Annotated in this window: 9 protein-coding genes; 3 read left to right on the forward strand and 6 right to left on the reverse strand. The window is 58.3% G+C overall.

Translation table 11 applies throughout. The features are described from left to right. Positions 1-6: 6 nt before the first annotated feature. Positions 7-1,749, reverse strand: a complete 1,743-nt coding sequence (locus tag A9753_RS00745; protein WP_067778783.1) for an ATP-binding protein — start codon at positions 1,747-1,749, stop codon at positions 7-9. A gap of 125 nt (positions 1,750-1,874) precedes the next feature. Here A9753_RS00745 and A9753_RS00750 point away from each other — a divergent pair, with 125 nt between their 5' ends. Both A9753_RS00750 and A9753_RS00755 read left to right on the forward strand, forming a co-directional pair. Then, complete coding sequence (locus A9753_RS00750) at positions 1,875-4,304, forward strand: PspC domain-containing protein (RefSeq protein WP_067778786.1); 2,430 nt, start codon at positions 1,875-1,877, stop codon at positions 4,302-4,304. A 2-nt stretch (positions 4,305-4,306) separates the two neighbouring features. Next, a complete protein-coding gene (locus A9753_RS00755; protein ID WP_141673237.1) occupies positions 4,307-4,747 on the forward strand; it encodes a hypothetical protein in 441 nt (146 codons plus the stop codon). 77 nt (positions 4,748-4,824) lie between these two features. Here the strand turns inward: A9753_RS00755 and A9753_RS00760 are convergent, their stop codons facing one another. The 5 genes from A9753_RS00760 to A9753_RS00780 form a co-directional block, all read right to left on the reverse strand. Beyond that, a complete protein-coding gene (locus A9753_RS00760) occupies positions 4,825-6,153 on the reverse strand; it encodes a C1 family peptidase (protein WP_218056726.1) in 1,329 nt (442 codons plus the stop codon). 193 nt (positions 6,154-6,346) lie between these two features. Further along, on the reverse strand, positions 6,347-7,933 hold the full coding sequence (guaA, locus tag A9753_RS00765) for a glutamine-hydrolyzing GMP synthase (RefSeq protein ID WP_067778795.1): 1,587 nt from the start codon (positions 7,931-7,933) through the stop codon (positions 6,347-6,349). A gap of 213 nt (positions 7,934-8,146) precedes the next feature. Then, a complete protein-coding gene (locus A9753_RS00770) occupies positions 8,147-9,106 on the reverse strand; it encodes an ABC transporter substrate-binding protein (RefSeq protein ID WP_067778799.1) in 960 nt (319 codons plus the stop codon). A gap of 244 nt (positions 9,107-9,350) precedes the next feature. Then, the gene (locus A9753_RS00775) at positions 9,351-10,316 is read right to left on the reverse strand and encodes an ABC transporter permease (RefSeq protein WP_067778802.1); all 966 of its coding nucleotides are present in this window, start codon (positions 10,314-10,316) and stop codon (positions 9,351-9,353) included. Beyond that, a complete protein-coding gene (locus A9753_RS00780; RefSeq protein ID WP_067778805.1) occupies positions 10,313-11,920 on the reverse strand; it encodes a sugar ABC transporter ATP-binding protein in 1,608 nt (535 codons plus the stop codon). The genes A9753_RS00775 and A9753_RS00780 overlap by 4 nt, the downstream gene beginning before the upstream one ends. Positions 11,921-12,052: 132 nt before the next feature. Between A9753_RS00780 and A9753_RS00785 the strand changes: the two genes are divergently transcribed. Next, positions 12,053-13,084, forward strand: a complete 1,032-nt coding sequence (locus A9753_RS00785) for a LacI family DNA-binding transcriptional regulator (RefSeq protein ID WP_067778808.1) — start codon at positions 12,053-12,055, stop codon at positions 13,082-13,084. The last annotated feature ends 7 nt before the right edge of the window (positions 13,085-13,091 follow it).

The raw sequence follows: 13,091 nt of genomic DNA on the forward strand, positions 1-13,091 counted from the left end.
CTCAGGTTAGGCCTGGCTGCCTGCGGTGGGTATCACCGGCATGGCGATATGAATGTCTGTTCCTGATTCTTTCATGCGGATGTCTACTGAACCGCCGTGGCGCTCCACGCGACCCACAATCGAATCGCGCACACCGTGGCGATCGGCAGGAATGGTGTCCATATCAAAGCCTTCGCCGCGGTCGCGCACGAACACCTCACACAGGTCCGGGCCCAACTCGATGTAGAGGCTGACCGGCGGTTTACCGTGGCGCACTGCGTTGGATAGGGCCTCACGGCTGGCCCCCATGAGCACTTCCATGCCGGCCCAAGGTTCACAGTCCCCCACCACCACGGCATCAATGGGCACCCCGTAGCGGTCTTCTACCTCGGCGCTCATCATGCGCAAGTTTTGGGCCACGGATTCCACTGCGGCGGGCTGATCACTGTAGAGCCAGGCCCGCAGTTCACGTTCCTGACTACGGGCCAAACTGGCCACGCGCTCAGGGTTATTCGCGTCTTTGCGGATGAGGTTGAGGGTCTGGAGAACGGAGTCATGGAGATGCGCGGCCATGTCGGCACGGACCTGCTGGCGTGCCTGCTCGCTACGTGTGTCAGACAGATCGCGAATGAGGCGAATCCACAGGGGGGCTAAGGCAATAAGCACAGCCAGAACGAAGGCCAGACCGGTCAGGGTGGCAATGCCGAGCACCCGCAGGGGAACGTCGCGGGCACCCCACAGCACCATGGATCCCAGCACCAGCATAAGGCCAAAAATGGTCATGAGGACCGTACTCACGCCCCGCTCAGGCGTGACCAACGCCTGGGCTTGAGACCACACAATAGCCAGACCTGCAAAGAAGAAAGCAGCAAGGACCACCATGGGTGGGGTGTCGATGAGGCCCGATGAGGAGGCAAGGCCGATCACCGCCACACCGATCACGGCGAGTCCAGCCATGAGGCCTGCTCCCATGGTGGTGTGCCCACGGTGGGTGGTCAGTGCGGGCGCAAGGCGCTCTCGCCACCCTGTCGCCTCCATGGGCTGCATGGTCGACGCCGCGTAGCCGGGTTGGTCAGTAAAGGCTCCGGGTGCCGTTGTGGCTGAGTAGGCGGGTGATGCTGACAGCAACGGTGACGGTCCCGCAGTAACTGGGGTGGGCGGCGTCGTGTGTGCCGATGAGGCAGCTGAAGCAGAGGAGGGAGTTCCCGCCGAAGAAGCGCCCACCTGCGCGGACGATGCGGTCAGCGGATAGGTATCTGTCCCTGATGCAGACGGGGCACTAGCCGAGTACATGGCCGCGGGTGAGGAGGACGGAGAGGACAAGGATGCGGGATGAGGAATCGAATCGCCCGCCACCCTCGAGCCTGCGGTATAGCCACCGTTCACGGACGAACCGTGGGAACCATTGGCATACCGGGCGAAGTCGGTTGCTCCCATGGAGTAGAGAATCGGCATGTACATGGCGTCCACGCCCACACCGTTGCGGACCAGTCGCTGTACGGCGGCGCGGGTTCGCGGATCGTGCAAGTTCGCCGGGTCACCAGCAGGAACCACTACCCACAGCAGCAAGTAGATGAGAATGGGCAGGCCGGTAATCGACGCAATGGCAAAGGGCAGGCGGATCATCCATGCGGGCACTCCCAAGTGAGCAGCCAGTCCTGCGCACACACCTAGGAACCATCGGCCCGGGACCGGTGCGGTGGGCGTCGGGGCGGGGTGGCGAGGCGGACGCAAAAAGACGGTGCGCTGCTGCACGGTGAGTGAGGACATGGCTTCATCTTGTCATGGAGATTGGGCATTTTCGGGGCCTAATTGGCCTCCCTCCGGGGGAACCAGGGTTTTTTCAGGGGGTCACCTGATGGTGGAGGAGGCCCGATGTTTGCCACAGTTATGCCATGAGCACTTTTCAGTCTCCCCACTCCTCCGGCCCCCAGGGGTCCCATGGCCAGCCGTCCGGCGGTCATGGCGCCGCTGGTCAGGCGGGCTACGGCCCCTACCAGGGAGGCCCTTCCGCTGGCAGTCATTACGCCGGTGGCCCCTATCAGGGCGGCTACCAAGGTGGCCCGTACCAGGGCACCCAGTACCAGGGGGCCCCGGGCCAGCAGCCATACAAGAAGCCTCACCTCGAGTCCTTCTTCAACTCCGTGCGCTCACTCAACATCTACCGTGGTCAGCCCCGGTGGATCGGTGGCGTGTGCCAGGGGCTCGGCGCTCGCTGGGGAATTGATCCGCTCATTATTCGCCTAGCGTTGGTCATCATCTTCTTCATCAATGGAGGATTCCTGCTGGCCTACGGCCTACTCTGGCTTTTCTTGCCCGAGCGTCAGGATGGTCGTATTCATGTTCAGCAGTTACTTTCCGGTGATTTGAGTGCGGGCCTTGCCGGTTCACTGTTCTGCGTGCTGATGGGCATGTCCAGCGATGACATTCACGTCCCTGTGTTCGTGCTCAACGACGGTGCGTACTTCTCTACTAACTGGTGGATCCTACTCATCTCCATCGCCCCCTTTGTCGCTTTAGTGGCGTGGTTAATCTCCCGCTCTCGTTCCCACCGTTCCTCTGGCCAAGGCCCGACGCCGAATGCTCACCCGTCCATGCCCTACCCGCCATCCCCCACGGGTGGTCCAGGTAGTGCTCCGATGGGCGGAAATAACGGTTATCAGCCTAATCAGCCCTTTGGCTCCGCTGTGCCTCCCACCGCAACAATGCCCATGAATGGTGGTGCTCAGGCTCCGATTCCTGCACCGTCCATGGACGTCACTGACTGGTCACAGTCCACCGAGCCTTCTGAGGGCGAATTCAATAAAATCTCCGCCTCTGGTGACGGCCGTGAAAACGGTGAGGGTGACAACGATGAGTCTGATGGTTTCTCTGATACCTCAGATGGCGTTGACGGCAGCTGCTCCCCCACCTCAGATAAGGATATGCCGGCGTACTTCGCTCCCTATACTTCCTCAGTTCAGGGTGCTTCGGCGCCCTCTGCGTCGGATCCTTACTTAGGTGCGACGAGTCAGTCTTCCGCCGCCTTCGGGGCTCCCTACAACGGTGGCGTACCTCAGCCTTACCAGCCTTACACTCAGCAGCCCTACCCCTTAACACCTGCTCCGGCGGCGAAGGTTCAGGCGAAGGCTCCTTCGGGCCGCCTGTGGCTGCTCATGCTGGGCTTGCTGTTCATAGGCATTGCTCTGGGATCCGTAGCGATTACCGGCGGCCTGAGCACCCTGGGCACCATTCCCATCATCTTCGGCGGTATCACTCTGGCCGTGGGTATTCCTTTGCTCATTGCTGCGCTCCAACATCGTCGCGGCAGTTGGATGAGCGGCCTGGCCGTCTTTACCTTGTTGTGTGCAATCCCCACCATGCTGGGAGCCGCAGTGGTTCCCGCAAAGGTGTGGACTGCTCCGCTGACTTACGGGACCCAGCAGGTTAATGCGTTTAACGGGAATTATGAATTTGGCGTCGGAGATTTGCATATAGAAGCTAGCGACCTTGATACCTCCATGCCCGTGACCATGAACGTCAGCGTGGTAGCGGGGGCACTGACCATCCATACCCGCTCTGATCAATCCGTGCGTATCAATGTCACCCAGCAGCTCGGCGAACTGCGCCTCTTGAGCAATGAGAAGTGGCAAGGCGTGGACTTCCTGTCCGACGATGGCTACTACACCTCTGACCCGTCGAGCGACGAGTCAGGCACGTATCTACCTAACGGCGACATGCACTTCACCCATATTCGGCGAACCAACATGGCGGGCCTGCACCAGTTCACCCTTGCTTCCCCCTCCGCTGGGGCTACCACTGACCTCACCATCAACGTCACCATGACTGCGGGTGTAGTCAATATCAATGCCAATGATGGGATCACTATATGGAGCGGCCGCCAAACAGATGACGTATGGGTGCTCTACAACTGGCGTATTGAAGGTCACGACACGGTGGACAGCCCCCAGTTACCACAAGGCATGACCCATGCGGTCATCACTGACGAGCAGGCCGCCGCATGTGCCAGCGTGGTCAAGGGTAATCTCGTGGAACCCTACGAGGAGTACTCAGAAATTCTCGAAATGACCCCGGGAGAAAAAGCCGAATATGACACGTGCGCCGCTGAGGTCGCCAAACACAATGACCTAACTAAGGGTATCGCCACCTACATGCCTGAGGGTTACAACTCAGTTCCTGGGGCACCTGGCTATAGCGAACCCGCTCAGCCAAGCACCCCTGATGCGCCGGCTACTCCCGGCCAGCAGGTAACTCCCGCCCCTGCTTCCAGCGGGCAACAGGCACCTGGAGACCAGAGCACTCCTAGCAGTGAGAACGGAAACTGATCATGAGCATCAACGATTTCATGAATTCTTCTAGCTCGAATGAAACCCAGGAGTTAGCAATGGACGGCCGCGAGAACACTCACGACACTGAGGTGATCGGTGACCAAGGCACCATCAGCGAAAACTTCGTTGGAGTCAACCAGCCCCTCACCAACGACACGAACGAGTTCGGTGGACAAGGTGCTCCCGTTCCCACAACGGGCACCGCTCCCACCGTGTGGAGTGCCCAGAACACGGCAGACGCCGAGGAACCTCAGTTCCCGATGCGTCGCACCACCCTGGCACTCGCTCTACTGTGCGTGGTCACTGGAGCGCTCATGGTGCTCATGGGCGTGGGCGTGACAGCAGGAGGCCTTATGCAAGTGAGCATTTGCCTACTGTGCCTTGGCGCTGTGCTAGTCATCAGTGCGGTTGTGCCAACGGGAAAGAAATCCCAGAAGTAAACGTCACAGCAGATGATGTGGGGGGCTGGGCGCCGTTAGGCGCCCAGCCCCCCACGTATGAAGATCAGTGATGAACCTCAGACCAGTGCGTCCCACATGGGCAGCAAGCGAGGTTCGGTTTCCAGAGCCTTCTTGTGGTCCTTGCTTAGCAGATCACGAGGAATGATGACCTCGAAAACGTACTCGTCGAACCAGGAATCGTTCATGGTGTAGAAGCCCTTCTTACCGACTTCTCCACCCCATGAGTTCTCCACGCGCCAGCGGCGGGGAACATCGTCGTGAATATCCACGCCGGTAAAGGTCATGGCGTGACTGACGGTGGTTTCGCGGGCACGGACGCGCTCGAGTTTGCTCATATCGAGGCTGACGCCGTAGACGCTGTTGTAGTCGTGCAACTGTGCGTCCCAGATGCCTAGGTCGTTGTCACGCTGCTTGGCCACGTCGCAGCCGAACCACACGGGGACCTCCTTGCGCAGGGCGGTCATCGTGTAGTTCTTCAGGTCCTCCAGTGCCACGGAGAGGTGGACCATGCCTTCGCGGCCCTCAACGTAGTTGGACTCTTCAACCAAGTACGTGCAGTTTTCAGGGTGCTCGGGGCGCGGATCGTGCTTGAGGGCAACGAAATCTTCCACGCGGCGCTCACACAGACGCTCGTAGCATTCCATCGGCGTCATCATGCCCAGGTCTTCGTACTTCTTATCCTTGGTGCGCCAGTGGACGTGCACCCGCTCGGGCGGGGTGCCTAGGTGGATCGCAGCAATGCGCCACACGTCAGCCATGGCCTTTTCGTGGATTTCCTGCTTCTCTTCCTCGCTGGAAGCAGCATGGATAGCCAGGCCTGCGCGGCGGAGGCAAGTGTTGAGAGCACGGTTGAGTTGCTGAGAGTTGGTGGCTGAATCCGTGTCAGGCATGGCGTCCTGAGGAACTAGGCCATATTTACTCACGAGGTTGGCGAAAATCCCCCAGTATCCACCATCAGGGCAGGGGTTAGAGAACATATCGCGCATGCGCTCGGTGTCCAGGTCGTCGCTTTCAAAGCGCCGGATGGCGGCAAGGAAGTGGTTGGCTTTTTCGATCTTGTCGTAGAAGAAGATGTAGTTCTGGGAGAAGGAGAAGTTCTCCAGGTTGTGCTTAGCCATCACGCCTGCACGTAACACATTGATGCCGGAGAAAGCCCAGCACCTGCCGGACTTCTTCTGGTCCTGGACGCTCCAGGTGTCCAGGCGATCACTGACCACATCATCAGTGGTAGTAACAATCTCACGGTTAAGACTAATAGAGTCGACGCTGGCTGCGGTCACAGCGTTCTGCATGAGGCGTGCAACTGGATCGTCGCGGAAGGCCTGAGCCTGCTGCTTGGAGTAGTCGAGGGTAATTTCCATGGGGGTATTCGAGCTCTCGCTCACAGTCCCCCTCCTTTCCGAAGCGTCAATCAAACTCTTTAGTCTTACCACGCCAGCAGTGTTTTAGCCCATTACAGAGGGTTTACAGCAAGAACATGAGATAGGAAAAAAGGGGTACCGGCTAGTTTCCCAGACGGTACCCCTTCAAACGCTCACCGTAATCACCATCAAGTGATGACGGCACAACGCTCAGGTTTTATTCCCACTCGATGGTGCCCGGAGGCTTGGAGGTGCAGTCCAGCACCACGCGGTTGACCTCGGGGACGGAGTTAGTGATGCGAGTGGAGATGCGTGCGAGCACGTCGTAAGGGAGGCGGGTCCAGTCAGCGGTCATAGCGTCTTCACTGGAGACGGGGCGAAGCACGATGGGGTGACCGTAGGTGCGGCCATCACCTTGTACACCCACGCTGCGCACATCAGCGAGGAGAACCACGGGGCACTGCCAGATTTCTTCATCCAAGCCAGCATTGGTGAGTTCTTCACGAGCGATGAGATCTGCAGCGCGCAGAATCTCAAGGTTGTGTGCGGTGACTTCACCGATGACGCGGATACCCAAGCCGGGACCGGGGAAGGGCTGGCGGGCCACGATCTTTTCAGGAACGCCCAGTTGGCGTCCGATTTCGCGAACCTCATCCTTAAACAGTTCACGCAGGGGCTCGATGAGGGCGAAGTTCAAGTCATCAGGTAGGCCGCCCACATTGTGGTGGCTCTTGATGTTGGCTGCTCCTTCGCCGCCGCCGGACTCAACAACGTCGGGGTAGAGGGTTCCCTGGACGAGGAACTTAATTTCTCCACCTTCAGCACCGACCTGCTCGATCACAGCGCGCTGTGCTGCTTCGAAGGAACGAATGAATTCTCGACCAATGATCTTGCGCTTGGCTTCGGGCTCAGTCACGCCAGCCAGTGCGTCGAGGAAGCGCTTACTTTCATCCACGGTAATGACGCGAATGCCCATGCCCTGGGCGTAATCAGTCTCCACCTGTTCACGCTCGCCTGCACGCAGCAGGCCATGATCCACGAAAATGCAGGTGAGTTGATCACCAATGGCTTTGTGAACAAGTGCCGCCGCCACGGAGGAATCCACGCCGCCGGACAGACCACAAATGACATGAGCATCGCCCACGGTTTCGCGGATCTTGGCGACCTGTTCGTCGATGATGTTGCCGGGGGTCCAATCACCGGCCAGGCCTGCGCCTTCGTAGAGGAAGTTTTCCAGGGCGCGCTGGCCGTGCTCGGAGTGAAGCACCTCGGGGTGCCACTGTAGACCGAAGAGTTTGCGCTCGCGGTCTTCGAATGCGGCGACGGGAGTCTGGGAGGTGGATGCGGTGACGGCAAAGCCTTCGGGTGCGGCCTGGACTGCGTCACCGTGGCTCATCCACACGGCCTGTTCCACAGGGGTGCCGGAGAAGAGGCAGGAGTCGGAGGCGACGGTGGCCGGGGTGTGGCCGTACTCGCGGGTGCCGGTCTTACCCACGGATCCGCCCAGGGCGTGTGCCATGGTCTGGAAGCCGTAGCAGATGCCTAAGACAGGCACACCGGATTCGAAAATGGCAGGATCAATGGAAGGTGCACCATCGGCATAGACCGAAGAAGGGCCACCGGAGAGGATGATGGCGGCGGGCTGCTTGTCCAGCATGGCCTGCACGCTCATGGTGTGAGGAACGATTTCAGAGTACACGCGCGCTTCACGCACGCGACGTGCGATGAGTTGGGCGTACTGGGCACCGAAATCGACCACCAGGACGGGGTGTTCGGTGCGCGGGGCTGTGGAGTTACTGGTCACGTCTCTACCCTACCGGCTCTTCGACGACGCCGAGGGGCTGGGATGTGCGCACCTGGCCACATCCCAGCCCCTCAAGTCAGTCCGATATGCGAGCCGTTTACCTCATCATGGCGGCGCAAACGGCATGGATTAAGCAGGTGGGAATGGCTTGTTATGCCCTTCCCTCACCCATTGAGCACCACTGACGTGCAGCAAGCAAGCAACGGGAGTGGATCAGTCGTAGACGGCTTCCTGGATTTCAGGAGTGTCGATATTGTCTTTGTCATACCATGCAAAGCCGGAGTCAACGGTTTTTTCTACTTCCTTGCCCTGGGCTGCGTCCCATGCGGTCATCACCGCGGTGTAGCCCATCTTGAAGGGATTTTGGGTGACTGAACCGGCAATGGCTCCTTCGCGAATGAGATCCATCTGGTACTTGCCAGAGTCGAAACCCACCACGGTGACGTTCGCACCGGCACGCTTCACTACCTGTGCTGCTGCCACGGCGCCGTCATCATCGGTAGCGTACATGCCGGCAAGGTTAGGGTGAGCTTGAAGCATGGCGGAGGCCTGCTGCTCAGCCACAGCCTGGTCGGAGTTGTTGTACTGCACGTCTACCACGGTGATGCCTGGCGCGTTTTCTGCCAGGTAATCTTTGAAACCCTGTTCACGCTGTTGACCAGACAGTGATGTCTGAGAGTTGCAGACAATGGCCACTTCGCCCTGTCCGCCGAGCAGGTCACTCATGTGCTTGGCTGCATCGGCACTGGCTGCCACATTATCCGTGGCCACCGTTGAGACGGGGATAGAAGAACCGGGAACGCCGGAGTCGAAGGCAACCACAGGAATGGAAGCATCAGCGAACTGTTGAAGTGCTGCGGCTTCACTTTCTGCGTCGAGGGCTGCGAAAACGAGTGCAGTGGGGTGCTTGACAAAGACCTGGTTAAGTTGGTCGATCTGGCGGGCAACGTCGGATTCACTATCGGGACCGTTAAAGGTCACTTCGATTCCGAGTTCTTTACCAGCCTTCATGGCACCTTCCTTAGTGGCGTTCCAGAAAGGCGAGGAGGCTCCCTTCGCGATCACGGCGATGGTGCTCGCGTTAGCTGAGTTCTCTTTACCTCCGCGGCCACATGCTGCGCTAGCAAGCACAGGGGTTAAGGCAAGTGCGGTGAGCATCGTGCGGCGTTTCATTGGTGTCCTTTTCGTCAGTGACCGTGTTCATCAGCGAACGAAGCGGTCAGGTGGAGAAGTAGGCGATATGAAATTGTGGGAGTGACCTGCGGCGTCGATTGCGGCATTGCTAGCAATTCATCAGGGCCTGTCTCACTCAGGGGTGGCTGTCAGCAACTCGAAGGGAAGGCAGTTCCCGAGGCTTGCGCGAGCGGCTTACAGTGGTCTGCACGTACAAACAGATGGTGAATCAATACTCCTGCGCTTAGATTTTCTTGCTCTTAGAGCGGCGAACATCGAGGTATACAGCTGCGAGCACCACGGCGCCCAGCAAGATCTTTTGCCATTCGTCAGGCACGCCCAGGAGCACTGCTCCATTACGAATGGTGGCAATAAGAATGGCCCCCACCACAGATCCGATGACGCTAGCGCGTCCACCGGTCAGCGAAGCACCACCGAGCACAGCAGCGGCGATGGCGTACATCTCGTAGGACTGGCCCACATCAGGTTTACCGGAGGCAAGTTTGGAGGCCATCACCACACCAGCCATGCCGGTAAACATGCCTGCCAGGATGTAAACGCGACGTTTCCATGTGCGTACATTGACGCCCGCCAGACGAGTAGCTTCTTCATTGGATCCTATGGCTAGTGCGTAACGGCCAATAAGGGTTTTATTGAGAAGAACCCAGGCAATAAGCACAGCAATAATGACAGGCCAAATGGCGTTGGTAATACCTGCAGTTTTGCCATTGCCTACTTTCAAGAAAGCAGCGAATCCGTTGAGTGGGATGGCTGACGTGCCGGTAAGAACCAGTGCACAGCCCCATGCCACGAGCATCATGGCCAAGGTGGCGATCATGGGCTGCATCCGCAAGTCAGCCACGAGAATGCCGTTACACAGGCCTAACAAGCCGCCGGCGAGGATTCCTGCAATCACGCCTACCGCAATGCCTACAGTTCCACCGATGCTGGTCATTACCAGTGCGGTGACCACACCGGTGAAAGCCAGGCCGAAACCGGGGGTGAGGTCAATGCCGCCGGTAGCGATAACAAAGGTTAATCCCAGGGCGATGAGGATATAAACGCTGGCATCAAGCAAGAGTGCAGAGATGTTTGCAACGGTAAGAAAGTAAGGGCTGGCAATGAAAAACGCGAGCCAGGTCAGAGCAAGAGTGGCCACAATGAGCGCTTGAGCTCGGTTGCGGGTAATGAAGGTCATGATGCTGCTCATGGACGTGACTTCTCCGTTGTGGTTGCTACGTGATCTGAGGTTCGTGTCATGGATGCCTCGGAGGGGGCCAGGGGGGTGTCAGGGTGGTCGAACTGGGTGGCAAGTTCCATGATGGCTTCGCCGGTGGCTTGCCCATGGGAAAGTTCACCGGTTGTTCGCCCTTCGCACATCACCACGATGCGATCTGCGAGGCGTTGGAGTTCAGGGATTTCTGAGGAAATGATGACAATGGCTTTGCCTTGGGCTGCCAATGATTCCAGGAGGGTATAGATCTCGTCTTTAGCGCCCACGTCAATGCCGCGGGTAGGTTCATCGACGATAAGTACATCGCAGTCACGGACCAACCAGCGAGCCAAGGCAACTTTCTGCTGGTTACCCCCAGAGAGGTTAGCAACGGTTTCATCGACGCTTGGTGTTTTGATGCGCAGCGAGGAAACGTACTTAACTGCTACCTCACGTGCATTGGAATCATTGATGAATCCTGCTTTGGACCATGTCTTGTAACTGGCCAAGGCGATGTTCTCAGTAACATCTTTATCCAACAGCAGGCCGAACACTTTACGATCTTCGGTAAGATAGCCGATTCCCTGGGCGGCAGCGTGTGCTGGAGTAGGGATACGGACCTCTTTGCCATGCAAGGTAATAGTGCCGCTGGTCATGGGATCGGCACCCACCACGGCACGGGCCACTTCGGTACGTCCGGCCCCCATCAGTCCTGCCAGGCCAACGATTTCTCCCCCACGCACGTCCAGTGATGCGTCACGCACTCCGGGAGCTTGCAGATGGGAAATGCTCAGGCGCACGTCACCGAGGACTTTGGTACTGGGGCCTTTGGTTGTGTCCACGTGGCGGCCCACCATAGCGGCGATGATGTCGGCGGTGGGTGGGGTGTGGTCAAAGGTAGCGACGGTTTTGCCGTCACGCATCACGGTGATGGCTTGGCACATCCTTTTTATCTCTTCCATGCGATGAGAGATGTAGATGACGCCGGTGGTGGGGCTAACAAAATTGTTGATAACACCGAAGAGTCGTTCGACTTCGGATCCAGTAAGAGCTGCGGTGGGTTCGTCCATGATGAGGATACGTGCACCCATGCTGAGTGAGCGGGCAATTTCCACCATTTGCTGAGCGGCGACGCTCAGGTGTCCCACCGGGGTTGAGGGATCAAGTTTGAGGCCGAGTTGGTCGAGGGCTTGGATGGCGCGTTCGCGCATGGCTGCACGATCAATAAGGCGCGTGGCGTGAGGGAGAACAGAAGTCAAGGGGCCGCTTTTGCGTGGTTCGCGGCCCAAACAGATGTTCTGCTCAATAGAAAGATGCGGAGCCAGGGAGAGTTCCTGGTGGATGACGGCGATTCCGTGGGCGTGGGCTTGGCCTGGAGTTTGGGGACTGATCTCAGTACCGTCCATGACGATGTGGCCGGAATCGGCATGGTAGATACCGCCGATAATCTTCATGAGAGTGGATTTGCCTGCACCGTTTTCCCCGACTAGCGCGTGGACTTGGCCGGGTTGGAGGGTAAAACTCACGTCGTCGAGTGCTTGGACGCCGGGGAAGGCTTTACTCACATGCTCTGCGTGAAGCAATGCGTGAGAGTTGACCATAGGTGCCTTTCGTTACGCAGTGTGGTGCATTGGCATTGGACTAAGATCGATCTAGACTTAGATCGTTCTAGACAATAGCGCATAACGCTTGTCTACGTGAACAATCGCCGCCCCAAACAAGAATTGAGACTCATGCCTCGCACCACCCGCCACACACGCCCCACCATGAAAGATGTGGCCCAGCGCGCAGGCGTTTCCCGAGCCTTAGTCTCAATCGTCATGCGGGGTCAACCCGGCGCCTCCCCCACCAACCGCGAGCGCGTCATGCAGGCAGCACAAGAGTTGGGCTACACACTGGATGTAAACGCGCGGCGTCTTCGAGAAAGCACGTCCCGTGTACTCGGGGTGACATTCGAAGGACACGACCCCTTCACTGCACGCCTTCTCGACGCCGCCCACACCGCTGCCGTAGAACGCGGACTAGATGTAGTGCTCACGATGACAGGCCAGTCAGTACCACTTTCTAAAGCACTATCAACACTGCATGATTCACGCTGCTTAGCCACGTTAGTGATCTCTTCAATCACGCCCGATATTGGTGTGCTTCCGTTACTCGATTCAACCCCTACTGCTTTTGTGGGTGCATACTGTCCACCAGGATTAGAGGGACGAGTCTCTGCCGCGCACACTGACGACGCCGCGGGCATCACTCTCATGGTCGACCATCTTTACACTTTGGGACACCGAGATGTGGCGGTCATGCGTGTCACTGGACGAACCAGTGGCGATATCCGCGCCAATACCGCCATCGAGCGAGCACACGCCCTGGGCATGCAAATTCGAGAATTCCTGGTAGACGGATACGAAGAAGCGCACGGCGTGGCCGCAGGTCTGGAATTCGTTGCTCTCGATAAGGCTTCTCAACCCACAGCAGTCATGTGTGCCAATGATTCACTTGCCCTGGGCATGATGCATGTCCTGAGCCAAGCCGGTATCCATGTGCCGCATGACGTCTCATTAACTGGATTCGATGATGCGGGTTCTGGCCCATGGCCTACCGCCGCATCCCTTGGCCTGACCACCGTACGCCAGAATGTCGATGCGATTACCGCGAGCGCCATGGACTCAATTCTTCGTGTAGCGCGAAGCAGCGACGATCACACGCAGTCCGTTTTAACTCCGGAATTGATCGTACGCTCATCTTCTGCCGCTCCAAGCCATTAGTTTCGAT

Source organism: Actinomyces vulturis (assembly GCF_001687305.1).
Taxonomy (GTDB): domain Bacteria; phylum Actinomycetota; class Actinomycetes; order Actinomycetales; family Actinomycetaceae; genus Actinomyces; species Actinomyces vulturis.